Source organism: Desulfobulbus propionicus DSM 2032 (genome assembly GCF_000186885.1).
Lineage (GTDB): Bacteria > Desulfobacterota > Desulfobulbia > Desulfobulbales > Desulfobulbaceae > Desulfobulbus > Desulfobulbus propionicus.
This window is the reverse complement of sequence record NC_014972.1, coordinates 1,935,734-1,960,240: the sequence shown is the minus strand read 5'-3', so window position 1 is coordinate 1,960,240 and position 24,507 is coordinate 1,935,734. Positions and strand designations below refer to the sequence as shown.

Genomic DNA, 24,507 nt, shown 5'->3' with positions numbered 1-24,507 from the left:
TTGAGACAAGGAGCACTTACATGCACAACTTTCGTCATATCCTCTATGCCAGCACCGGCATCAGTGACGACATCGAAGGCCTGAAACAGGCCCTCAGCCTGGCGCGCAACAACCAGGCAGCGCTCAAATATCTGCTCGTTTTTCCGCAACTGCCGGGCAGCCACGAGATGTATCGGGAAAAGTATCGGCAATTCATGGAGGAACAGGTGGAAGTGGCCCTCCGCGAGGCCCGGGCCGCCTTGAACCTGGATGCGTCCGAGGCCGTGGTCGACGTCGAATTGGCGAGCGGCGATGAACCGCCGGCGGTGAGCATCATCCGCCACCAACTGCGCAACGGCCACGACCTGTTGATCAAAGAGGCCGAACCCAGGGGAGAGGGCGGCAAGGGCTTCACCTCCCTGGACATGACCCTGCTGCGCAAATGCCCCTGTCCGGTGTGGCTGGCTCGGCCGATTACCCGATCGCGCAAGGAGATCCGGGTAGCGGTCGCCGTCAATCCCGGCAATCGGGAAACCGCGGAACGCGATCTCTCGATCCGTCTGCTGCAACACGCCCGTTCCCTGGCCGATACCTGCAGCGGCGAACTCGACATTCTCTCTTGCTGGGATTTTGAATTTGAACGCTATCTGCGCGGCAACACGCGCGTGGACATCCCGGAAGACACCATGCGCAACACGGTGCAGACCGCCCAAACCTCCCATCAGGCGGAACTGAACCTGGTGATCGAGGCCTCGGGCATTGGCGGCTCCTTTGAGGTCCACCGGTTGCGGGGACGGGCGGAAAAAATGATCCCATTTTTTGTCAAAAGCAAGCACGTTGACATTTTGGTCATGGGCACGGTGGCCCGCACCGGCATTTTCGGCTATCTGATGGGCAACACCGCCGAAAATATCATGGATGAGCTTGAATGTGCCCTGCTCGCCTTGAAACCGGGCGGTTTTGTTTCGCCGGTAAAGGCCTATTGAGGTCGATGTCGGGGGGAATGGTGACCAGGTTGGACGCATCCCGGCAAGCGATGCTTGCGGAGCCCATTGACATGCAGCTGATGCGCCGGGCCCTTGTGCAGGCACGGCAGGCAGCCGAGGCGGGCGAGGTTCCGGTGGGCGCGGTGGCCATCGACGCGCAGGGGGCGATCCTGGCCGAGGCGGGCAACAACTGCATTGGTGCCTCCGACCCCTCCGGACACGCCGAAATGGTGGTGCTGCGCCGGGCGGCGCAGGTGGTCGGCAATTACCGTTTGCCCGGCCTGACCCTCTATGTGACCCTCGAGCCTTGCCCCATGTGCGCGGCCCTGATGGTTCACGCCCGCATCGCCCGATTGGTGTTCGGCGCCACTGATCCCAAGGGCGGGGCAATCGTCTCTAAATACCGCATCGGCAGCGATGGGCTGCTCAATCACGGCTTTTCCGTCACTGGCGGTGTCTGCGCGGAGGAATGCGGCAACCTGCTGCGGGATTTTTTTCGCGGCAGGCGTTAATTTTTCTGTTGTCAAAAAACGGCTTGCGGGATAATAAAGGCTTCCACGTCGGACGGGTCTGCGACCGGCGCCGTGATCCTGCCTATCACGGAGAGGTGACCGAGTGGTTTAAGGTGCACGCCTGGAACGCGTGTGTACGAGAGTACCGAGAGTTCGAATCTCTCCTTCTCCGCCATTTTTAGTAAAACGGCCAGTCAACACAAGGTTGACTGGCCGTTTTTGTTTCCATGCCGTTTCCCCTTCTTCAGGCGGCAGTTCTCCGGCCGCGCAAGTGTTGGAACGTCTTGCCCATCGTGCGCCCCCTGCCCCCACCTCTTTCGTGTCCGTCTCCTGGGAGGAGTGTCCATTTTATCGGACTCCCCCTCCTCTAATGTGGACAACGGCAGCATCCTTCCCTTCCCTGTCGACGCAACACTTTGGAATGCATTCTAAAAGTGTTTGTTTCAGCCCAATATAACTGCTGTCCTCATCTGGTCGCACTGTCAGCAGCTTGTTGTCCTTCTTCCTGTTTTTCCATCGTTCATTGGCTTTTCTTGTCGTGATCTTTTTTGGTTCGCACTGTCCCCTGTCTTTCATCCCGGAAAGCGAGGCGGAAGCACCGTTTCCGTTCATTTCCGAGGAATGTTCAAGCAACAATTTGATATTATGTAAATTATTCACAAACAAACCTTCTGTCCCCGAATGGCACGGAACCTGCTCAACTGGGCAGCAGAAGCGGCCAATCACTGTGGAAAGGACGACCGTCCGCTGCCGTGTGTGAGCCTTCCCTTGGCACCCTGCCCCCTTGGAACAGCGCCTGGGGAGAGAACGCCCTCCATTTGCCTGTTCCGGCAGGGACGTGGACCACTCCGAAGAACAACCTCCATGGAGGCCCATGACTCAGAGCACCACGCCCATGGCAGACAACGATACAGGAACGCACAGCGCGCGGATGACCAGCCTGTTTGACGCCTGGTCATTGGCGATCGGCTCCTCGCTCGCCATCTTGCGAAGGCTTGCGGGAACAACGGAGCAGGAGTTTTTGCAGATCGGCCGTCACGTTCAGGAAATCCATCAGGCGTCCACGACGCTCTTGCGGACGGCCAACCACTTGGTGGCGGCAGCCTCCGGGGAACGCCTTCATGGCCTGATTGACCGGTTGCGGCGGATCGTGCACGAGATCGAAGCCTACCTGGAACAAACCCAGTCGCAACGAGGCGACCAATCCACGGTTTTCGCAACCGTGGGAGGACTCCTGCAACAGGTCGGCTCACCCCTGGAAGGCTTCAAGAAGATGAGCAAACGGCTCTACATTCTTGAAGTGCTGATTAAAATCGAAAGCGCCGACAGTGGAGAATCGGTGGGGGAGTTCAACAATCTGGCCCAGGACATCCGAACGCTTTCCCTGCAGATCAAAGAAAAGGCCAACAATATTTATGACCAGCGCGAGCTGCTCGCCGCGCTGATCGGCCGAAGCAACGCCGAGATCCAGATTGCCGGCTCCGCGCAAGAATCGCGGATCAGGACGTCCCTGACGAGCGCGACCGCCAGCATCGCCCACCTCGAAATGGTCAACGAGCGGTTTTCCCGCTTGGGGGGAGTGGTCTCCACGGTTGCCGAGGAAAATGCAAACAGCGTCAGCGAGGTCGTCCAGTCGATGCAGTCGCACGACATGTTCCGGCAGCAGGTCGAGCATGTCCTTGAGGGCCTGGAGCAAACAACGGCGCTGTTGGATGCGTCAACCTCCGGGAATACCGCTGCCGGTGATGCACCCGCGCTTCGGAAGCACATCGTCAAGATGGGGGATGTGTGCGAACTTCAGGAGGCGCAGCTGCATTTTGCTTCCACCGAGCTGCATGCCGCCGTGACCGGGATCGTCACCAACCTGGACGCAATCGCCGGCAAACAGCGGCGGCTGACCGAAACTCTCCATGGTGATTCCGGGATGAGCGCCGCCTCCGGCCGCTCCTTCATCGATGATGTTCGCCGTCACATGGCCTCGATCACCGAATTGCTGACGGTCGGGGTGGAGACCAACAACCAGGTGGCCGAGATCATGCGAAGCATCACGGCAACCGTTGCGGCCATCTCCACGTTTGTCGCCGATATCGAGGAGATCGGCCAGGATGTCATCCTCATCGCCCTCAATGCCAGGATCAAGGCCACCGGCACCGGCCAGGAAGGGGCCTCGCTCGGCGTGTTGGCGCAAGAAATCGGGCAGTTGGCCAAAGAGGACAGCCACCGCACCCAAAGCATCACGGCTGCCTTGAAGGAAATGCACACCGCCACCGTCGGACTTGCCACGGTGGCGGATCACAACGAGGCGCACCTGAGCGCAACGCTCGGCGGCATGCAGGCCGAGCTGGACACCATCCTCGCCACCCTTGGAGCCATGGGGCAGGATCTGTCTTCCCTGCTCGCCCAGGCACAGCGGCAGGCCAACGACCTGGTCCACGACATCGAACGCCTCACCGCTTCGATCGATATCCACCAACGAACCAAGGACCTGGCGCATGAGGTGCTCAACGAGCTGCGTCAGATCGTCGCCCAGTCCCGTGCCCTGTTTCCGGCAAGCGAGGAATTCAAGGAAGAGCTGCGCCAGATGGCCGAACGCTACACCATGGACAGCGAACGGCGCATCCACGAGGCCATTTCCCGCAAACACGGGCTGGAAACCGTGGCGACCGAGCGAACACCGCACCAACCCGCCTTGGAAGATGCTTCTGAATTCGGCGACAACGTCGATCTCTTTTAACGGCCGATGAGCCCCGAACAAAAGGATACCCCCCCATGCCTCTCGTAACGTGGAGTGCTCGATACTCGATCGGAATACCGCAAATCGATGCCCATCACCGGCACATGTTCTTTCTGCTCAACAAGCTCCATGACGATTTCGTCAATCGGGCCACCGCACACATCATCGGGACCCTGATCGACGAGTTGAGCGATTACGCCATTTATCACTTTGCGGCGGAGGAGCGGTGGATGAAAGCCAACGGCTATCCCGCCGTGGAGCAGCACGCACGGGAACACGACCGTTTCTCGCTGAGAATAGGAGAGTTCGCCATCAGCTATCGCCGTGGCGACAAGAGTCTCGCCCTTGAGGTCCTTTCCTTTTTGCACAGTTGGCTTTCGGGCCACATCCTGCAGGCGGACGCCGAATTCGGCACGTTCATCGCCGAGGAGAAGTGCGGCATTTTACGGGCAACGGAAACACCAAACTGGATGTCGGAAATGACTTGGGAGGAAGTGCATGGAACAGACACCGTTGAACAGCTCACGCCAGGCACGTGAAGGCGTGATCAGGATAGGCCCTCGTTTGACCATTGAAACGGTGTCGGACTACGGCCAACGGCTTCGGCAACTGCTGGCGGAGAACGACACCGTGGGCATTGTATTCGAGCCCGAGGTGGAAATGGACATCACGGCCCTGCAATTGTTCTGCTCGGCCTCGGCCACGGCCGCTGGAGCGGGCAAAAGGCTGGTCTGTCGCGGGCCGCTTCCGGCGTCCTTGACAGACCTGGCGATTGGTGCGGGGGTCCAGTGCCGCGAACGATGCGGCAAGCATCCCCACCCCTGTTTTCTCGCGCTCACGGGAGGTGACGCATGGCAAAGCTAATCATGACAGCCGATGATTCGGCCAGCATCCGACAGATGGTGGCCTTTACCCTCAAACAGAACGGCTACGAGGTCGTGGAAGCGGTCGATGGTCAGGATGCGTTGAGCAAGCTGACCACCAAGAAGGTGGACATGCTGCTGACCGATCTCAACATGCCCAAATTGGATGGCATCGGCCTGATCAAAGGAGTCCGGGCCGGCGGTCTCAACAAATTCATTCCCATTGTCATGCTGACCACCGAATCCCAGGATGGCAAGAAGGCCGAGGGCAAGGCGGCCGGAGCCACCGGCTGGATCGTCAAGCCGTTCAAGCCGGAACAACTGGTCGCGGTGGTGAAAAAGGTGCTGGGATGAAAGCCCGACCCGGGACAACCAACGGCCCGTGCCGCCAACGGCCGGACAAGACGACATAAGGATGCCACGGATGTTCGAAGATCATATTGCGACCTATCGCGAAGAAGCCGCCGAACTGCTGGCCGAACTGGAAACCTCGCTGCTCGATCTTGAAACACGGCCGGACGACCGGGAACTGATCGATCGCGTGTTTCGGGCCATGCACACCATCAAGGGGTCCGGGGCGATGTTCGGCTTCGACGAGATCGCCGCCTTTACCCATGAGGTGGAGACCGTGTTCGACCTGGTGCGCAACGGCCGGATGGTGGTGACCAAGGAGCTGCTCGACCTGACGCTCCGGTCCCGCGACCATATTTCCATGCTGCTTGCGACCGCCACGGAGGGCATGCCGGTGGAACGCGGCACCGGCGACCAGCTGATCGATGGCCTGCGTCGGCTGCTCCCACCGTCTGTACTCCATCGCGGGGCTGAAGCGGTGCCGCTGGCCGCCCAGGCGGACGAGGTGGAGCGTGCCCCGCTTCAGACCTGGCGCATTCGTTTTCAGCCGCACCGCGAGATGCTGCTGTGCGGCAGCAACCCCCTGGCCCTGATCAACGAATTGCGCGAATTGGGCACCTGCCTGGTCACCGCCCAATTCGACGCCGTTCCGCCGCTCGATTCTTTTGTGGGCGAACACTGCTACCTCTCCTGGGACATCGTCCTGAGCACCGTTCGCGGCGAGGAGGCCATCCGCGACGTGTTCCTTTTTGTCGAGGATGACTGTCAGCTCAATATCGAGCTGATCGACGAACCAGCCTTGGAGGACCGGCAGCCCGAGTACAAGCGGTTGGGCGAAATCCTGATCGAACGCGGCGATTTGGCTCCAGAGGCCCTGGACGAGGTGCTGCGGCACCAGAAACCGCTTGGCGAGCTGCTGGTGGACGGGGGGATGGTCAGTCCGGACAAGGTCGCGGCCGCCCTCGACGAACAGCAGCATGTCCGCAAAACGAGACAGGAACAGGCCAACACCGAATCCGCGGCCAGCATCCGGGTTCCGGCCGAGAAGCTCGATCAGCTGGTGAATCTGGTCGGGGAAATGGTCACGGTCCAGGCGCGGCTGTCGCAGGTCTCCAACGCTCTCGGCGATGCCACCTACATCGCCATCGCCGAGGAAGTGGAACGGCTGACCAACGAACTGCGCGACACGGCGCTCAACATCCGCATGCTGCCCATCGGCAGCACCTTCAGCAAGTTCAAGCGGCTGGTGCGCGATCTCTCCCGGGAATTGGGCAAGGAGATCGAGATGGAGACCTTTGGCGCCGACACCGAACTGGACAAGACGGTGATCGAAAAGCTCAACGATCCACTGGTGCACATCATCCGCAACAGCATCGATCACGGCATCGAGGCGCCGGCCGAGCGGATGGCCGCCGGCAAGCCGACCACCGGAACCATTCGCCTCGGGGCCGAGCACGCCGGCGACTCGGTGTTGATCACCATCCACGACGACGGCAAGGGCATCGACCCCGCAGCGGTCCGCGCCAAGGCGGTCAGGCTGGGGCTGCTCTCCGCCAACGCCGAGCTGGGCGACCAGGAGATTTTCGCGTGCATCTTTACCCCCGGATTTTCCACGGCGGATCAGATTACCAGCGTGTCCGGCCGGGGAGTCGGCATGGACGTGGTCAAACGCGGCATCGAGGGACTGCGCGGCACCATCGCGGTCGACAGCGAACTGGGCCGGGGCACCACCATCACCCTCAAGATCCCCCTGACCCTGGCGATCATCGAGAGCCTGCTGGTGCAGGTTGGCGACAGCCATTTCGTCCTGCCGCTGGCGCCGATCGAGGAATGCGTGGAGCTGTCCCGGGCCGATGTCGAGGCCTCCCATGGCCGCAACCTGGCCAACGTACGCGGCCACCTCACCCCCTATATCCGTTTGCGCGACCAGTTCGCCATCAACGGCACCCGGCCGGAGATCGAGCAGATCGTCATTGTTGCGGTCCAGGGCGTGCGGATCGGCTTCGTGGTCGATTTCGTTGTCGGCGAACACCAGACAGTGATCAAGCCGCTTGGCATCCTCTACCAGGATGTGCGGGGCATCTCCGGGGCCACCATCCTCGGCGACGGTTCGGTGGCCCTGATCCTCTCGCCAGCCGACCTGGTGCGGATGGCGGAAACCGCCGAACAGAGGAAGCCGTGACCGTGCGGCCGGGACAGTTCCAGCCGTGCCCCTTGCGCACGGCGGGATGCGGCAATTGTTCAACAGGCGCGGGGAACAGTCCCCTGCCCTGACCCAACAGACCCAAGGCGTTCAGGAAACGTCTTGATCAGCAGGAAACGAGCGCCCCTGAACGCTCAGCTTGGCAATACGCACATTGCCCACAATTCTGGAGGAAATAGGATGACCTGGTTTGACAACATGACCCTGAAGGGAAAGCTGCTGGTCGGCTTCATCACCGTGGCGATCATTGCCGGCGCCATTGGCGGCTATGGCATTGTTACCATCGACAAGCTCGATGTGGCTGATACCAAACTGTACGAGAAAATCACCGTGCCGCTCGGCGAAATGGCCAACATCTCCATCGCTTTTCAACGAATCCGGGTCAACTCCCGGGATTTCCTGACCGCCACCACGCAGGAGCAGCGGGAAACCTTTGCCGGCCGGATCAAGGAACTCCAGGCCAGCATCGACAAGAACACCGAGAGTTTCGAGAAAACCATCCTCACCGATGAGGGCCGCCGCCTGTTCGAGGACTTCAAGAAAGCCAAGGAACTCTATACCACGCTCCTGGGGCAAGCGATTGCCTTGGCGCGCGAAGGCAAGGGCACGGAAGCCACCGCCCTGCTCCAAGGGGAGGTGGTGAAAGCCGCCCTAGAAGAACAGAACATCATCGACAAGCTCATGGAGGCAAAGATAGAGCAGGGCAATCTGACCTCGATTGAAAACAGCGCCACCGCCAAGAGCGCCAATATCATCATGACCGTGCTGGCGGTGGTCGGAGTGGTGCTGGCCATTGGCCTGGGTCTGTTCATTGCCCGCATTGTCCTGCGCCAACTGGGCGGCGATCCGAAACAGGTGGGGGAAATTGCCAACACGGTGGCGGTCGGCGATCTGTCGCACGATATCGTGCTCGCCAGCGGCGACACCACCAGCGTCATGGCGGCAATGAAGAAGATGGTGGCCACCATCCAGGCCCTGGTCGACGATGCCAACATGCTGGCCACCGCCGCCGTGGAAGGCCGGCTCGCCACCCGCGCCGACGTCTCCCGTCACCAGGGGGATTTTCAGAAGATCGTGGTTGGGGTCAACGACACCCTGGATGCGGTGATTACCCCCTTGAACGTGGCTGCCGAGTATGTCGACCAGATTGCCAAGGGCGTCATTCCGCCGGCGATCACCGCCAACTACAACGGCGATTTCAACCAGATCAAGGACAATCTCAACAACATGGTGCGGATGATGACCGACCTGCTCGCCCAGACCGACCTGTTGATCAAGGCGGCCGCCGACGGCGAGTTGGACAAACGCGCCGATGCCTCGCTCTTTGTCGGCGGCTGGAACACCCTGGTGGTCGGGGTCAACGACACGGTCACCAACATCGTCAACCCCCTGCGGGTCACCGCCGACTATGTCGACAGGGTATCCAAGGGCGACATGCCGCCGCTGATCACCGATGTCTATAAAGGGCAGTACAATCAAATCAAGAACAACCTCAACCTGTTGATCGAGGCCATCAACAACATCGCCGCCAACGCCAAGCAGGTCGCCCAGGGCAACCTGATGGTCGAGTTGAAGAAGCGTTCCGACAACGATGAATTGATGGTCTCCCTGTCCACCATGGTGGACAAACTGAAAGAGGTGGTCACCGAGGTGCAGGCTGCGGCCGACAACGTGGCCACCGGCGCCCAGGAGATGTCCGCTACCGCCCAGCAGATGTCGCAAGGCGCGACCGAGCAGGCGGCCAGCGCCGAGGAGGTCTCGTCGAGCATGGAGCAGATGGCGTCCAACATCCGCCAGAACACCGACAACGCCATGCAGACGGAAAAAATCGCGGTCAAGAGCGCGTCCGATGCCCGCGAGGGCGGCAAGGCGGTGACCGAAACCGTCTCGGCCATGAAACAGATCGCCACCAAGATTTCGATCATCGAGGAGATCGCCCGTCAGACCAATCTGCTCGCCCTCAACGCGGCCATCGAGGCGGCGCGGGCCGGCGAGCACGGCAAGGGATTCGCGGTGGTGGCCTCCGAGGTGCGCAAACTGGCGGAACGGAGCCAGTCGGCGGCAGGCGAGATCAGCCAGCTGTCCACTTCCAGCGTGGCTATTGCCGAGCAGGCCGGCGAGATGCTGGGCAAGATGCTGCCCGATATCCAGAAGACTGCCGAACTGGTCCAGGAGATCAGCGCTTCGAGCAAGGAGCAGGATACCGGCGCCGACCAGATCAACAAGGCCATCCAGCAGCTGGATCAGGTGATTCAGCAGAACGCGGGCGCGGCCGAGGAAATGGCCTCGACCACCGAGGAACTGTCCAGTCAGGCCGAGCAGCTCAAGGCCACCATCGCCTTCTTTACCCTGGACACCGGCCGACAGCGGCGGGTGACGGCAGCGGTGCAGCCGGTTCGTGCCCAGCAGCCGTTCATCGCTCCCGCGCCCCTGCCCAAGAACGCCGGCGCGGTCAAGGTAGCTGTGGAAAAACCGGGCAAACCGGTCCGTCAGGCCCAGGCCGAAACGGGTATCCAGCTCGACCTGGGTGTCACGGGCGGTGCGGATCACCTGGACGAGGAATTCGAGCGGTTCTAAGCCGGATTGCCTCCCATTGGGCTGGAAGGGCGCGGGTCGAGCAACGTTCGCCCCGCCGTTCCAGCCTGCCTTTCACTGGAACACACACGAGGAAACACCCATGAGCGTGGCCGGAATCACTGAAACTGTTCAATACCTGACCTTTAAACTGGCCGACGAGGTCTTTGCCTTCGATGTCGCCAAAGTGCGGGAAATTCTGGAGATGACCTCCATCACCAAGGTGCCGCAAACCCCGGAGTTCATGCGCGGGGTGATCAACCTGCGCGGCAGCGTGGTGCCGGTGGTGGATCTGCGGCTCAACTTCGGCATGCCATGCACCGAACAGACCGTCAATACCTGTATCATCGTGGTCGAGGTCAACCTGGCGGGCGAGGTGCTGATCCTCGGCGTGCTGGCCGATTCGGTCCAGGAGGTGGTGGAGATGGAGCCCGAGCAGATCGAGCCGCCACCCCAACTGGGCACCAAGCTGAACACCGAGTTCATCCGTGGCATGGGCAAGGTCGATCATGATTTTGTCATGATCCTCGATATCGACAAGGTGTTCTCGTCCGAGCAACTGGGCGATATCCAGGGCAATGCGGCCCAATAAGCGAACCAGTTGCGGGAAGCGGAACATGCAGCCGACAGCGGCGGAAACAGGGCGCACGTCCCAGGGGCTGGCGCCGGCTAAAATGCGCGACAGGGAGTTCACGCAGTTTAGCGCCCTGATCCGCCAACGGGTGGGCATCCAACTGCCGCCGGCGAAAAAGACCATGCTTGAATCCAGGCTGCACAAGCGGCTCAAGGTCCTGCGCCTGGATTCCTTCGAGGCCTACGGCAGCTATGTCTTCAGTCCCGAAGGGCAGCGGACGGAAATGGTGCACCTGATCGACGTGGTCACCACCAACAAGACCGATTTTTTTCGCGAACCCGGCCATTTCGAGTATCTGACCCACACGGCCCTGCCCGCGCTGCGGGCGCGGCGGGGCGATCGGTTCGAGGAACCCCTGCGCCTGTGGAGCGCCGGCTGTTCCAGCGGCGAGGAACCCTATACCCTGGCCATGGTGCTCGCCGAATTCGCGGCGGGGCATCCCCCATTCCGTTTTTCCATCCTGGCCTCGGATATCAGCACCCGCATTCTCGAAGCCGCGCAAACCGGGGTCTATCCCCAGGAACGCACCGAGGGCATCGCTATCGGCCTGAAGAAAAAATATCTCCTGCGCAGCAAGGACCGGAGCCGTGGCCTGGTGCGCATCAGCCCGGAACTGCGGGCGCGGGTGGTGTTTCGCCGGATCAATTTCATGGAGGATCATTTCGGCCTGTCCGAGAAAATGGACATCATTTTCTGCCGCAACGTGATCATCTATTTCGACAAACCCACCCAGCAGGAGCTGATCCGCAAGTTCCATCGTCAACTCCGCCCGGGCGGCTATCTGTTTCTCGGCCATTCCGAAACCATCAACGGTCTGGATGTCGATTTCGTCACCGTGGGTTCCACCGTCTATCAGAAACAATGATCCCCTTTCTCGCCGGCCATAGCAGGCAAGCCTTTCTCAAGCCGGGCGAGGTGATCGTGACCGCCGAACCCCTGCTGGTGAGCACCATTCTAGGCTCCTGTGTGGCGGTGACCCTGTATGCCCCGGATCAGGGTATCGGCGCCATCTGCCACGCGATGCTTCCGGACGATCCGTCCGGCAACAACGACCTGCGCCACGTGGGCACGGCGGTGCGTGCCATGTATCAACAGATACAACGGTACCGGCGCAGCAAGCAACTGGTGGTCAAACTGTTCGGCGGCGCCCAAGTCCTGGCCTGCGAGCCGATCATCGATGCCAGGCTGGCGGTGGGCGCGCAGAACATCCGCCAGGCCCGGCAGACCTTGGAACAGCTTGGCCTGGGTATCGCCAATGCCGACACTGGCGGGAACGTGGGAAGGAAAGTGCTGTTCTCGATCAAGACCGGCGATGTCTATGTACGCAAACTGCGACACAGGGACAACGGTTGCACCTGCATGCAAGGGAGGTTTCCGTGAAGAAAATCAAGGTGCTGGTGGTCGACGACTCGGCCCTGGTGCGGCAAACCCTGTGTGCGATACTCAACGCTGACCCGGATATCGAGGTGGTTGCCACCGCCGCCGACCCCTTTGCCGCGGCGGAACGGCTGCGCACGGTCATCCCCGATGTCATCACCCTGGACATCGAAATGCCGCGCATGGATGGCTTGACCTTCCTGCGCAAGCTCATGAGTCAGCATCCCATTCCGGTGGTGATGTGCTCCAGCCTGGCCGGTGGGGGCAGCGAATCGATGCTCAAGGCCATCGAATACGGGGCTGTCGACATCATCACCAAGCCGCGCATGGGCACCAAGCAGTTCATCGAGGAGTCGCGCATCATGATCTGCGACGCGATCAAGGGCGCCGCCGCTGTCCGTCCGGGGAAAACACCACCTGGCCGCAGCACGCTGAAAGAACCGTCACCCCGCTATTCAGCCGACGTGATCATGGCCAAACCGACCTCCCAGGCCATGCTCCAGACCACCGACAAGGTGGTGATGGTCGGCGCCTCCACCGGCGGCACCGAGGCCCTGAAGGTTTTTCTGGAGATGCTGCCCGAGGATGCGCCCGGGGTGGTGATCGTCCAGCACATGCCCGAATATTTCACCGCCGCCTTTGCCCGACGGCTGGATGGCCTGTGCCGGGTAACGGTCAAGGAAGCCATGGACAACGATAGCGTGGTGCCTGGCCGGGTGCTGATCGCCCCTGGCAATCGACATACCCTGCTCAAGCGCAGCGGCGCCCGGTATCATGTGGAAGTGAAGGACGGCCCCCTGGTTTCGCGGCACCGGCCGTCGGTGGACGTGCTGTTCCGCTCCGCCGCCCGCTATGGCGGCAAGAACGTGGTTGGGGTGATCATGACCGGCATGGGCGATGACGGCGCGCGGAGCATGAGGGAACTGTTCGAGGCCGGCGCGATCACCATCGCCCAGGACGAGGCCAGCTGCGTGGTCTTCGGCATGCCGGCCGAGGCGATCAAACATGGCGGGGTGCACAAGGTGCTGCCCCTTGAGCGCATCGCCCCCGAGGTATTGCGGCTGTGCGTCTGATGCCGGCGCACCGAATAACATCTTCCAGATCGACACACAACCCATTGCTTTTCCCATGATCTTCCATGATCTTCTTTTCAACCTGACCCTGTTGATCGCCCTGAGCGTTGTCTCCGGCTTTGTTGAACAACGCTGGGCGCGGCAGACCTTGCAGGGTCAGGTGGTGCAGGGCTGCCTGTTTGGCGGTGTCGCCGTCCTGGGCATGCTCCATCCCGTGCAGGTCGAGCCGGGTCTGTTTTTCGATGGCCGCTCCATGATCCTCAGTCTGGGCGCGCTCTTTTACGGACCGGTGACCGCCACCCTCGCCTCGCTGTGCACCATCGGCTCGCGGTTGGCAATGGGAGGGATGGGCATGGCCACCGGGGTACTGTTGGTGCTCAGTTCCTCGGGCATTGGCCTGCTTGTCCATCGTTCTCTTCGAGGGAACACGACCTCGCTCACCGCGTGGGATCTGTACCGCTTTGGTCTGCTTGTCCACTGTGCCATGCTGACCATGCTGTTCTCCCTGCCCCTGCCCAGGGCCCTGGATACCCTTGCATCGATCGGCCTGCCGGTGCTGATGCTTTATCCCCTGGCCACCCTTCTTGCCGGGAAAATTCTCCTGGATCAGGAAAACCGCTTTCGCTTTCTCAACGAAGTGCGACAAACCAAGGAGCACCTGCACACCATTTTGCACTCCCTTGGCGAGGCCGTCCTCTCGACGGATGCCCACAACAGGGTTCTGTTCATGAATCCCGTGGCCGAGGCGCTGACGGGCTGGACGCTTGCCGAGGCCATCAACAAACCGCTGACCGAGGTCGTGCGGATGGTCGATGGCCAGGGCGGTCCTGTCCCCAGGGAAGGTTCCGCCGGCCGGGCTGTCCTCCGTTGCCGTGATGGCGCCCAGTACACGATCACCCAACACACCGCCGCAATCCGTGACGGGCACCATGACCGCGCCGGCACGGTGCTCGTCTTTCGCGATATCGGCGAGGAAGACAGGGCCCGGCAACGGCTGCAACGCAGCGAGTTGTTGTTCAGAAATCTCTTTGAACACCACGCGGCAGTCAAGCTGATCATTGATCCAGACACCGGCGATATCATCGAGGCCAACCAGGCGGCGGAACTGTTTTACGGGTGGCCCAAAGAGCTCCTCATCCAGATGAATATCGCCCAGATCAACACCTTGCCGCTGGAGGACATTCAACGGGAAATCAACAAGGCCAAGCATGCCCGGCGCAAGTATTTTGCCTTTCGCCACCGGTTGGCGGATGGCTCGGTCCGCGATGTTGATGTGTTCAACAGCAACATCGAAGTGGCCGGCAGAACCCTGCTCCATTCCATCGTCCACGATGTCACCAGCCAGAAGATGGCCCAAGAGGCCTTGCAGGCCAAGGAGAATTATCTGCGCAGCATCTTTCGGGCGGCCCCCGTGGGCATTGGCGTCGTCCGGCAGCGCGTGTTTGTCACGGTCAACGATCACCTGTGCGCGATGACCGGCTATACCCAGGCAGAGCTGACAGGCCAGGACGCGCGCTTGCTCTACCCCGACGAGCACGAATACCTGCGTGTCGGCGTGGGAAAATATCGGATGATCGCGCAACGGGGGACAGGAACAATGGAAACCCAATGGGTGCGCAAGGATGGCCAATGCATCGATGTTCTGCTCGGATCCACGCCGTTCAACCCCGGGGATCTCGGCGAGGGCGTCACCTTCACCGCCCTGGACATCACCGAGACCAAGCAGAAGGCCGCCGATCTGGAACGGCTGCGGGTGGCCATCGACCAAGCCGGAGAAATCTTCATTGTCACCGACCCCCAGGGAACCGTGCAATACGCCAATCCCGCCTTTGAACAGCTCACCGGCCACACCCTGGAGGATATTGTCGGCCAGAATCCGCGCGTGCTCAAAAGCGGCCAGCACGACGCAGCCTTTTATCAGGACTTGTGGGCGACCATCTCCAAAGGGAAAACGTGGAACGGCCGTTTGGTCAACAAACGCAAGGATGGTTCGCTGTATACCGAAGAGGCGACCATTTCACCGGTGTTCGCTCCAGGGGGGGAGATCATCAACTATGTGGCGGTAAAACGGGATATCACCGCTCATCTCAAGTTGGAACAGCAATTTCTCCAGGCGCAGAAAATGGAGTCGGTTGGTCGATTGACCGGCGGCGTGGCCCACGATTTCAACAATATCCTCTCGGTGATCATCGGCTACACGGAAATGGCCCTGGAACAGACGGAGCCGTCACAGAAAATCCATCACAACCTGCGCAAGATCCTGGAGGCGGCCAGTCGCTCCGCCGATATTGTCCGCCAGTTGCTCGCCTTTTCCAGACAGCAGATCATCGCGCCCAAGGTGCTGAACCTCAACAGCACGGTCGAAGGCATGCTGAACATGCTCAGGCCGATGCTCGGCGAACAGATTGAACTGATCTGGCGTCCCGCCCAGGGGGTGCCGGCCATCACCATGGATCCGGTTCAGGTGGATCAGATTGTGGCCAACCTCTGCATCAATGCCCGCGATGCCATCGACGGGACCGGAACCATCGTCATCGCCACCCAGGATGTTGTCGTGGATGAAGGAAACCGGGCGGAAAACGATGAATGTGCCCCCGGCGCCTACGTGCGGCTCTCGGTGAGCGACACGGGCTGCGGCATCGAAAAACCACTGATCGATAAAATATTCGAACCATTTTTCACCACCAAGGGAGTCGGTCACGGCACCGGACTCGGGCTGTCCACGGTCTATGGAATCGTCAAACAGAACCGGGGAACAATCCAGGTCCACAGCACACCCGGCCAGGGGACCAGGTTCGACATCCATCTCCCGGCGCATCACGCGCAACCAGCGCGCGCCGCGCGCCCAGCGAGCACCGACATGGCCCCAGGACACCAGGAAACCGTGTTGCTGGTCGAGGATGATCGCGCCATCTTGACCATGGTCACCACCATGCTGGAACGCTTGGGATATACGGTGCTGGCCTCCCGTCTCCCCGAACAGGCCTTGCATCTGGCCAGGGAATGGACCGGCAAGATTGACCTCCTGCTCACCGATGTGATCCTGCCGGGAATGAACGGCCATGCATTGCGGCAACAGCTGGCAGGCCTGCATCCACAACTCAACGTGCTCTATATGTCTGGATATACCGATAATATCATCATGCCCCAGGAAGTGGTCAGCGCGGGGGTGCAGTTCATTCACAAGCCGTTCACGCGCTCGGATCTTTCCGTCAAACTCAGGGAGGCGCTCGGCAAAACCGTGCCGGCGGATGTGTCCCCGGCACGCTCACTCTAGGGTACGTTCGAGGGGACAGCTTTCGCGTTCCCGCCGACCGCAAGCCTCTTCTGCCGTAGACTTGCCATAATCGATTTTCTAGGCTATCAGAAAACAATATCCCTGAAACAATACCGCCAATGCCTCGCCTGTCCCGCCTTGGGGAATGGGCCGCAGGAAACGCAGAAGAGATCGCATGACGCAACGCCCATTGTCCACCTTTCTCACTGGATTGCTCCTGCTGACCATCCTGCCGCTGGTCCTCACGGCCGGTTGGCTGGCCGTTGACGATGTGCTCGACAAACAAGCGGAAATGCGGCGCCAGGCGGCCACCATCGCCGAAAATCTGGCCACGGCCATCGATTACCATTTGGACGCCCGGATCGGGGCGCTCCATCTGTTGGCGGCCTCGCCCCTGGCCGACGATCCGCAACGCTGGCCGGACTTGTACGCCCAGGCGCTCGGATACAAGGAACGCTTTGGCAGCCATGTCATCCTTGCCGGCCTTGGCGATCCCATGCCGATGCTGTTCAACACCCGCACCCCCCTGGGCGCCGCCCTGCCGCCGCTGCCGCGTTTCCAGGGACAGGCCGCCGCGCCGACGGCCCTCGCCACCAGGCGGCCGGCAGTGAGCGACACCTTTTTGGGACCGGTCGCCAAGGAACCGTTGGTGGCCATCGCCGTGCCGGGAATCCGTGCCGGCACGGTCACCCACATCCTGCTGACCACCATTGCCACCCGACAGTTTCAGGAACGGCTCGACCAGGTCGTGTTTCCCAACACATGGGCGCTGTCACTGGTGGATGGCCGCGGGGATGTCATTGCCCGCCGGGCGCCTTCCTCTTTCGATGCCAGGCGCGATATCGAGAGCATGGGACGGTTTACGGCCAGATTGACCACCTCCCCCTGGTCGGTGGTTCTGGAAATTCCGCGCACCGTCTATTGGGCACCCATAGCGACCACCGGCATTGGCTTGGCCTTGGCCCTGACGGTGGCCATCGCCGCCAGCCTGCTTGGCGGCACCATGGCCGGTCGTTGTTTGACCCGACAGATCACCGCGCTCACTCGAGCGAACGGAACCGGTCATTCGTCCATCACGATTCGCGAGATCGCCACGGTGCAACAATCGCTCACCCAACAAGCCGAGCATCTTCGCTTGAGCGAAAGTCGCTTCGATGCCACCTTCGAGCAGGCCGCGGTCGGCATCGCCCTGGTCACGCTTGAGGGGCATTGGCTGCGGGTAAACCGTCAGTTCTGCACCATTCTCGGTTACAGCCGGGAAGAACTGCTTGCCCTCGGCATCCCGCAGCTGACCCATCCGGATGATCTCGAAGCCGATCTGCTGGCCAAACGGCGCCTGATCGACGGCGAGGACGGACACTACTCCCTGGAAAAACGCTACCTGCGCAAGGACGGCACCCCCATCTGGGTCAACCTGTGCGTCACCCTGATCCGAAACATTGAGGGCATTCCAGACTGCTATGTCGCGGTGGTGGAGGACATCCAGGCGCGCAAGGAGGCAGAGGCGGCCCTGCTGGCCAGCGAACAGCGCTACCGCCAGTTGGTGGAGAACGCCAACAGCGCCATCATTCATTGGTCCGGGGAAGGATACATCACCTTCATCAATACCTTTGCCCAACGGTTGTTTGGCTGGAGCGAGGAAGAGATCGTCGGCCAGCACATCGGTGTCCTGGTGCCCAAGGAGGATGCCAACGGAGCCGATCTGACGGACATGGTCCGTGGCATCATTGCCGCCCCGGAACGGTATCAGCACAATACCAACGAAAACATCTGCCGCGACGGCCGCCGTGTCTGGATGGCCTGGACCAATCAAGCGATCCGCGACGAACAGGGCCGCGTCACCGGCATTCTCACCGTTGGCAACGACATCACCGAACTCAAACGCACCCAGACCCTGTTGCACGAAGGGGAAGAGCGCATCCGCTTTGCCCTGGAAACCAGCCAGATCGGCGCCTGGGACCTGGATCTCGTCAATCACACCGCCTATCGATCGCTGCGTCATGATCAGATCTTCGGCTATGCGGCCCTGTTGCCCGAGTGGACCTATGAGCTGTTTCTCGACCATGTCCATCCCGACGATCGCCAGCACGTCGACGCCGCCTTCCAGGAGGCGGTCGCCACGGGCGGCAATTGGAGTTTCGAATGTAGAATCTGGCGCCGGGATGGCCAGCTGCGCTGGATTTGGGCCGCCGGCCGGCACGCGGGCGGCGAGGACGGCGATGGCCGCAGGATGGCCGGCATTGTCCAGGACATCACCGAGCGCAAGGAGGTGGAAGAAGAACTGCGGCGCCGCAACGAGGAACTAGAACAGTTTAACCACGCTTCGGTTGGCCGTGAACTGCGAATGATCGAGCTCAAACGCCAGATCAACATGTTGTCCGAACAGCTTGGCCAGCCGCCACCCTTTGATCTCTCCTTTGTCGAGGTGGACGAGCCATGACGCGCCGCCGTTATATCCTTGTTGTCACCGGCGGCTATGTGCTGCTGGCGCTCGCCTGGATCCTGCTTTCCGATCAGCTGCTGGCCACCGTGGGCGATTCCCAGTCCATCGCCTGGATATCCCGGGCCAAGGGTGTTTTTTTCGTGCTGGTCACCAGCATGGCCTTGTTTTCCGTTTTGCATGCCGTGCCCGCCGCCGAGTCGGACATTCGGGCAACAACGATGGACGAGGGGCTGTTCGATCTGGTTTCCGCGCATCCCCTGCCTGGCTGGCTGGCCTATATCCTGGCCGCCGCCCTCACCGGAGTGGTCCTGTGCCTCCGGCTGCTCCTGCCGGTACCCATCGAAAAGCGGCCCCTGATGTTCATGTTCGCCCTGCCGATCATTGTTTCCGCCCTGTTTGGCGGCTTGGGCCCCGGGCTTTTCGCCACCCTGGTCTCGACGCTGCTCACGCTCTACGCGCTCATTCCTCCGGCGGGCAGTTTCACCATTGGCGCTGAGCAGGATCTGTTCCAATTGAGCCTGCTGATTGTCAACGGCCTCATCATTTCCCTGGTCAGCGGGGCCGTCCATCGGCTGCGCCGGAAGGATCGGCTCCGTGTGCATCAACTCAACGAGGCCCTTGCCGCCTTACAGGAAAGCGCGGAGCGTTTCCGCACCCTCTTCGAGGCGGCCCCGATTGCGATGACCTTGACCAATGAGGCCAAGGTCTTTCTCGCCCGCAATGCCCGCATGGAGCAGCTGTTTGGCTATACTCCGGCAGAGCTCGTCACGGTCGACGACTGGTGGCATCTCGCCTACCCCGATCCGGTGTATCGCGCCGAGGTGCAGGCCTCGTGGAACGCCGCTCTCAGCCGGCTCGGCCCGGACAACAAGACGGTCATGGGCGGCGATTTTCGAGTGCGATGCAAGGATGGCACCGAACGGCTGGTTCGCTTTTTCGCCACGCTCATGCCGGAAGGGCAGTTGACCATTCTGCTCGACGAAACCGATCGCCACCAGGCGGAACGCCGTTTGCGGCTGTGGGCGGAATCCTTTGACCAAGCCCAACTGGCTCTGGTGATCGCCGATGCCCAGACCAACACCATCGTGGCGGCCAATCCCGCTTTTGCCCGACAGCGCGGCTACGGGCGGGAAGAACTGACCGGCATGCCCTTGTCGCGCCTCTTCCCGGCAGACCGACAACAAGATTTGAACGACTTGGTCGCCACGTTGCGTTCCACCAGTCATGGTTTGTTCCAAACCGAGCATGTCACCAAGGAGGGACATCGTTTTCCGGTATTGATCGATATCACCGCGTTGTATGATCAGGAAGGCCGGCCCGTCAATCGAATTGCTTATGTTCTTGATATAACTGAGAAAGAACAAGCAGAACGGGCCCTGGCCGAGGCCCTGGAGCGCCAGCGGGACGGCCGGATCGCGGCACTCAACCAGATGCAGGACGCCAACATTGCCCGGGGCAAAGCCGAAGCGGTCCTGGCTGCCCTGCGGGAGAGCGAGGAACGGCTGGCGCTGTTCATCGAGCACGCGCCGGCGGCCCTGGCCATGTTTGACCGGGACATGCGCTATCTGGCCGTCAGCCGGCGCTGGCTGCATAATTACTCCATCGGCGAGGCTGTTGTCCTTGGTCAATGCCACTACGACATTTTTCCTGAAATAGGTCCGGATTGGAAAGAGCTGCACCGTCGCGGCCTGGCTGGCGAGATCCTCCATCGTGACGAGGACCGCTTTGAACGGGCCAACGGTCAGACGCAGTGGGAGCGGTGGGAAATTCGTCCCTGGCATACTGCCACCGGTGACATCGGCGGCATCCTGATCTTTTCTGAGGACATTACCCGGTTCAAGGAGGCCGAGATGGAGATTCGCCAGCTCAATGCCGAACTCGAACAACGGGTGGCCGAGCGGACCGCCGAGCTCACGGCCGCCAACCGGGAGTTGGACAGCTTTGCCTATGCCGTCTCCCACGACCTGCGTGCTCCCCTGCGGGCAATGAACGGCTTTTCCCAGGCCTTGATCGAGGACTACGGTGACCTCCTTCAGGGCGAAGCCCGCGTCTACCTGGAGCAGATCATCATCGGCAGCCGCAAGATGGGGGAGCTGATCGATGGACTGTTGGCCCTGTCGCGGAGCACCCGGGGCGAATTGCAGCGACAACGGGTGAACCTGTCCACAATGGCTCGGCAGATCATGGAAGACCTGGCTGCGGCGGAACCCCAGCGCCAGGTACGCTGGCACATCGAGCCCAATCTGCTGGTCCGCGGCGACCGGGCCATGCTCGAAGTGGTGGTGCGCAACCTGCTCGCCAACGCCTGGAAATACACCTGCCGCCGCGACGAGGCGATCATCCGGGTGTTTTCCAGAAAGGAGGGCGACGTGACGTACATGTGCATCGAGGATAATGGGGCTGGATTTGATCCGGCCCATGCCGACAAATTGTTTCAACCGTTCCAGCGGCTCCACCGGCAGGAGGAGTTCCCCGGCATCGGCATCGGGCTGGCAACGGTGCAACGGATCGTGCACCGCCACGGCGGCAGGCTGCATGCCCGGGGAGAAAAAGGACAAGGAGCGACCTTTTGTTTCAGTCTGTCCGGGGAGATGTCAACCATGGAGGAATGATGAACGAGAAAACCCTTCTTCTTGTCGAGGATAACCCGCAGGATGAGATGCTCATTCTGCGGGCATTGCACAAGGCCCGGATCGCCAACCGGATCGACGTGGTCCGTGACGGCCAGCAGGCCGTCGACTACCTGTTCAACCAGGGCGAATTTGCGCAGGAAGGATGCCGCGAATTACCGGTCGTGGTCCTGCTGGACATCAGCCTGCCGAGGCTTTCCGGCCTGGAGGTGCTCCGGATCATCCGCGCCGATGCGCGAACCCGGCTGCTGCCGGTGGTCATCCTCACCTCATCGGACGAAGAAAAGGATCGGTTGAAGAGCTACGAGAACGGCGCCAACAGCTTTGTCCGCAAACCGCTCAACTTTTCCGAGTTTGCCGAAACCGTGGCCCGGTTGGGGGTGTACTGGGTGGCTATCAATGAACCGCCGTGGATGAAATGATGCCTACATTGAACATATTGATGATCGAGGATGAGGCTGCCGACTTTTTATTGATCAAGCGGCATCTCCGTACCGGCGGACTGGAGACTGATCTGCACTGGGTGCAGGAGGAAGCCGGCCTGCACAGAGCCCTCGAACACGGAGGCTGGGACGTGGTGCTCTCCGACTACAAGGTACCGGGGCTCGATTTCGCCCAATCGCTGGCGAAAATCAAAGATCGCTTGCCCGATGTGCCGGTGATCCTGATTTCCGGCAGCATCGGCGAGGAGACGGCGGTTGAACTGTTCAAGAGCGGCTTGGCCGACTTTGTCCTCAAGGATCGATTGTTCCGCCTGATTCCGGCCATTGAGCGCTGCCTCAACGAGGCGGGGGAAAAACGGAAACGGCGGACGGCGGAAGCGCGGCTGGTGCGCAACGAGCAATTGATGCGCTCGGTGCTCGAAGGCACCGCCGATGCGGTGTTTGTCAAGGACGGCGAGGGTAAATATCTGCTGTTCAATGCCGCAGCCGCCCGTTTTGCCGGCGTCATGGCCGAACAGGTGATCGGCCATGACGATACCGTTGTCTTTCCACCGGCAACCGCCCAGAAGATCATCGAACAGGACAGGATGATCATGGCTTCCGGGCGGGTGAATATTTTTGAAGATGAAGTGCTTCATGTGGGCGGCGAAATACGTTGCTATCTCACCACCAAGGGGCCGACCTTCGCCGATGATGGTCAGGTGAATGGCCTGTTCGGCATTGCCCATGACATCACCGATCGGATTCGCGCCGAGGTCTTGCTGAAAAACCAGGAAGAGGAGTATCGGCGCCTGTCCCAGGAATACAAGACCCTGCTCGACAATGTTCCCGATGTCATTGTCCACCTCACCAACGACTATCGCATCCTGTGGGTGAACAGGGCCGCTCGGCAAATGTTCAAGCTGGCGGAAGATAGCCGTTCCTATCAGGGCAGACACTGCCACGAGGTCTTCTGGAGCCGGCCGGAGCAATGCACCGATTGCCCGATTGTGCGTTGCGCGTCAACGGAGTGCAACGAGATCGGCTTTCTTTCACCGGCACACAACGGCCAGGAGTTTGAAATTCGCGCCATTCCCATGCGCAACCAGGCCGGCGAAATCGGGAGCATCATTGAAATCGCCCGGGATATCACCGCCCACCGAAAATTGGAGGAACAGTTCCGCCAGGCGCAGAAGATGGAGTCCATCGGCACCCTGGCCGGCGGCATTGCCCATGATTTCAACAATATCCTGTCCGCGATCCTCGGCTATGGGGATCTGGCGCTGGAGGACATGGCCGAGGACCATCCGGCGAGAAAAAGCGTGCAAACCATGATCGAGGCAGGCATGCGGGCCTCGCACCTCACCAAGGATCTGCTGCTGTTCAGCCGCAAGCAGGTCAGCCAAAAGGAGGCGGTCGATATCAATCAGATCATTGGCCGCATCGAGAAATTCATCCGCAGGATCATTGGCGAGGACATTCTCTGCCAGACCCATCTGGCCAAGGAGTCGCTGGTCATCCACGCCGACAGTCATCAGATGGATCAGGTACTGATGAATTTCGCCACCAATGCCCGGGACGCCATGCCTGGAGGCGGAGTGTTTTCCATCACCACCGAACGGATCAGGATCGACCAGGATTTCATCGACCTTCACGGGTTTGGCATCCCTGGACCGTATGCCCGCATCACCGTGGCCGATACCGGCAAGGGCATGAACCCGCAGACCGTGGCCAAGATATTCGATCCCTTTTTCACCACCAAGGAAATGGGCAAGGGCACCGGGCTCGGTCTGGCGGTTGTCTATGGGATCATCAAGCAGCATCAAGGGCATATCGAGGTGACGAGCACGCCGGGGAAATGCACGGTCCTGACGGTTTACCTCCCCTTGCTCGCCGCCGATCCGCACGACCACCGTGACACCATCGGCCTAGAACAACCGCGTGGCGGCCGGGAAACCATTCTGCTCGCCGAGGACGAGCCGACCGTGCGGGAATTGTATGCGACCGTCCTGAAAAAAAACGGCTATGGGGTCATCGAGGCAACGGATGGGGAAGAAGCGGTTCGTGTCTTCACGGAACACAAGGAGGCAATCGACCTGCTGCTGTTTGATCTGGTCATGCCCAAGATGAACGGCAAGCAGGCGTATGAGGCCATTCAACACCTGCAGCCCGCCATCAAAGGGATCTTTATCAGTGGCTATGCACCGGAAAACATCCAGCAACGGGAGTTGCTCGACATGCACGTCGAGATTCTGTTCAAGCCGGTTTCTCCAAGAGACCTGCTGCGCGCGGTGCGCCATGCGCTTGACGCGTCCCGTGGAACCGCTGGTTGAATTTTTTCTCGCGCGGGATCGAAAACGTACGCCCCTCCGCATGAACCCAGGGAAGCAAGTTTCCACAGCGTTGACTGCAAAGGTGTCAGATGGCGCGCGGGGCTGTGGATCGGCGA

17 protein-coding genes and 1 tRNA gene are annotated in these 24,507 nt (G+C 60.8%); all 18 read left to right on the top strand.

Annotated features, from left to right (window positions below):
- The first annotated feature begins 20 nt into the window (after positions 1 to 20).
- Positions 21 to 965 (top strand): universal stress protein, encoded by a 945-nt coding sequence (locus tag DESPR_RS08515; protein WP_015724399.1) that lies wholly within the window; start codon positions 21 to 23, stop codon positions 963 to 965.
- A 71-nt stretch (positions 966 to 1,036) separates the two neighbouring features.
- Positions 1,037 to 1,477, top strand: a complete 441-nt coding sequence (gene tadA / locus DESPR_RS08510; protein WP_015724398.1) for a tRNA adenosine(34) deaminase TadA — start codon at positions 1,037 to 1,039, stop codon at positions 1,475 to 1,477.
- 89 nt (positions 1,478 to 1,566) lie between these two features.
- A tRNA-Ser gene (locus tag DESPR_RS08505) sits at positions 1,567 to 1,652 on the top strand.
- 699 nt (positions 1,653 to 2,351) lie between these two features.
- Positions 2,352 to 4,211, top strand: coding sequence for a methyl-accepting chemotaxis protein (locus DESPR_RS08500; RefSeq protein ID WP_015724397.1), 1,860 nt, complete (start codon positions 2,352 to 2,354; stop codon positions 4,209 to 4,211).
- 35 nt (positions 4,212 to 4,246) lie between these two features.
- Entirely contained in the window at positions 4,247 to 4,750 is a 504-nt protein-coding gene (locus DESPR_RS08495) for a bacteriohemerythrin (RefSeq protein ID WP_015724396.1), read from the top strand.
- Complete coding sequence (locus DESPR_RS08490) at positions 4,710 to 5,075, top strand: STAS domain-containing protein (protein WP_015724395.1); 366 nt, start codon at positions 4,710 to 4,712, stop codon at positions 5,073 to 5,075. Before DESPR_RS08495 ends, DESPR_RS08490 begins: the two co-directional genes overlap by 41 nt.
- The gene (locus tag DESPR_RS08485) at positions 5,063 to 5,428 is read left to right on the top strand and encodes a response regulator (RefSeq protein WP_015724394.1); all 366 of its coding nucleotides are present in this window, start codon (positions 5,063 to 5,065) and stop codon (positions 5,426 to 5,428) included. Before DESPR_RS08490 ends, DESPR_RS08485 begins: the two co-directional genes overlap by 13 nt.
- 70 nt (positions 5,429 to 5,498) lie before the next feature.
- Positions 5,499 to 7,607: a chemotaxis protein CheA gene (locus DESPR_RS08480; protein ID WP_015724393.1), complete on the top strand. Its 2,109-nt coding sequence runs from the start codon at positions 5,499 to 5,501 to the stop codon at positions 7,605 to 7,607.
- A 201-nt stretch (positions 7,608 to 7,808) separates the two neighbouring features.
- On the top strand, positions 7,809 to 10,205 hold the full coding sequence (locus DESPR_RS08475; RefSeq protein WP_015724392.1) for a methyl-accepting chemotaxis protein: 2,397 nt from the start codon (positions 7,809 to 7,811) through the stop codon (positions 10,203 to 10,205).
- A gap of 100 nt (positions 10,206 to 10,305) precedes the next feature.
- Positions 10,306 to 10,794, top strand: a complete 489-nt coding sequence (locus DESPR_RS08470) for a chemotaxis protein CheW (RefSeq protein WP_015724391.1) — start codon at positions 10,306 to 10,308, stop codon at positions 10,792 to 10,794.
- Positions 10,795 to 10,819: 25 nt separating this feature from the next.
- On the top strand, positions 10,820 to 11,701 hold the full coding sequence (locus DESPR_RS08465) for a CheR family methyltransferase (RefSeq protein ID WP_015724390.1): 882 nt from the start codon (positions 10,820 to 10,822) through the stop codon (positions 11,699 to 11,701).
- On the top strand, positions 11,698 to 12,216 hold the full coding sequence (locus DESPR_RS08460) for a chemotaxis protein CheD (RefSeq protein ID WP_015724389.1): 519 nt from the start codon (positions 11,698 to 11,700) through the stop codon (positions 12,214 to 12,216). Before DESPR_RS08465 ends, DESPR_RS08460 begins: the two co-directional genes overlap by 4 nt.
- On the top strand, positions 12,213 to 13,286 hold the full coding sequence (locus tag DESPR_RS08455; protein ID WP_015724388.1) for a protein-glutamate methylesterase/protein-glutamine glutaminase: 1,074 nt from the start codon (positions 12,213 to 12,215) through the stop codon (positions 13,284 to 13,286). Before DESPR_RS08460 ends, DESPR_RS08455 begins: the two co-directional genes overlap by 4 nt.
- Complete coding sequence (locus tag DESPR_RS17240; protein ID WP_169701570.1) at positions 13,246 to 16,563, top strand: PAS domain S-box protein; 3,318 nt, start codon at positions 13,246 to 13,248, stop codon at positions 16,561 to 16,563. The genes DESPR_RS08455 and DESPR_RS17240 overlap by 41 nt, the downstream gene beginning before the upstream one ends.
- A 175-nt stretch (positions 16,564 to 16,738) precedes the next feature.
- Positions 16,739 to 19,003, top strand: a complete 2,265-nt coding sequence (locus tag DESPR_RS08445) for a PAS domain S-box protein (RefSeq protein ID WP_015724386.1) — start codon at positions 16,739 to 16,741, stop codon at positions 19,001 to 19,003.
- Entirely contained in the window at positions 19,000 to 21,618 is a 2,619-nt protein-coding gene (locus tag DESPR_RS17235; protein WP_015724385.1) for a PAS domain S-box protein, read from the top strand. The genes DESPR_RS08445 and DESPR_RS17235 overlap by 4 nt, the downstream gene beginning before the upstream one ends.
- Positions 21,618 to 22,058 (top strand): response regulator, encoded by a 441-nt coding sequence (locus DESPR_RS08435; RefSeq protein WP_015724384.1) that lies wholly within the window; start codon positions 21,618 to 21,620, stop codon positions 22,056 to 22,058. Before DESPR_RS17235 ends, DESPR_RS08435 begins: the two co-directional genes overlap by 1 nt.
- The gene (locus tag DESPR_RS17230) at positions 22,058 to 24,391 is read left to right on the top strand and encodes a PAS domain-containing protein (protein ID WP_169701569.1); all 2,334 of its coding nucleotides are present in this window, start codon (positions 22,058 to 22,060) and stop codon (positions 24,389 to 24,391) included. Before DESPR_RS08435 ends, DESPR_RS17230 begins: the two co-directional genes overlap by 1 nt.
- Positions 24,392 to 24,507 lie beyond the last annotated feature (116 nt).

Coding starts and splice junctions, on each gene's coding strand:
- DESPR_RS08515 (WP_015724399.1), top strand. CDS start 21: ATGCACAACTTTCGTCATATCCTCTATGCCAGCACCGGCATCAGTGAC.
- tadA (WP_015724398.1), top strand. CDS start 1,037: ATGCAGCTGATGCGCCGGGCCCTTGTGCAGGCACGGCAGGCAGCCGAG.
- DESPR_RS08500 (WP_015724397.1), top strand. CDS start 2,352: ATGACTCAGAGCACCACGCCCATGGCAGACAACGATACAGGAACGCAC.
- DESPR_RS08495 (WP_015724396.1), top strand. CDS start 4,247: ATGCCTCTCGTAACGTGGAGTGCTCGATACTCGATCGGAATACCGCAA.
- DESPR_RS08490 (WP_015724395.1), top strand. CDS start 4,710: ATGGAACAGACACCGTTGAACAGCTCACGCCAGGCACGTGAAGGCGTG.
- DESPR_RS08485 (WP_015724394.1), top strand. CDS start 5,063: ATGGCAAAGCTAATCATGACAGCCGATGATTCGGCCAGCATCCGACAG.
- DESPR_RS08480 (WP_015724393.1), top strand. CDS start 5,499: ATGTTCGAAGATCATATTGCGACCTATCGCGAAGAAGCCGCCGAACTG.
- DESPR_RS08475 (WP_015724392.1), top strand. CDS start 7,809: ATGACCTGGTTTGACAACATGACCCTGAAGGGAAAGCTGCTGGTCGGC.
- DESPR_RS08470 (WP_015724391.1), top strand. CDS start 10,306: ATGAGCGTGGCCGGAATCACTGAAACTGTTCAATACCTGACCTTTAAA.
- DESPR_RS08465 (WP_015724390.1), top strand. CDS start 10,820: ATGCAGCCGACAGCGGCGGAAACAGGGCGCACGTCCCAGGGGCTGGCG.
- DESPR_RS08460 (WP_015724389.1), top strand. CDS start 11,698: ATGATCCCCTTTCTCGCCGGCCATAGCAGGCAAGCCTTTCTCAAGCCG.
- DESPR_RS08445 (WP_015724386.1), top strand. CDS start 16,739: ATGACGCAACGCCCATTGTCCACCTTTCTCACTGGATTGCTCCTGCTG.
- DESPR_RS17235 (WP_015724385.1), top strand. CDS start 19,000: ATGACGCGCCGCCGTTATATCCTTGTTGTCACCGGCGGCTATGTGCTG.
- DESPR_RS08435 (WP_015724384.1), top strand. CDS start 21,618: ATGAACGAGAAAACCCTTCTTCTTGTCGAGGATAACCCGCAGGATGAG.
- DESPR_RS17230 (WP_169701569.1), top strand. CDS start 22,058: ATGCCTACATTGAACATATTGATGATCGAGGATGAGGCTGCCGACTTT.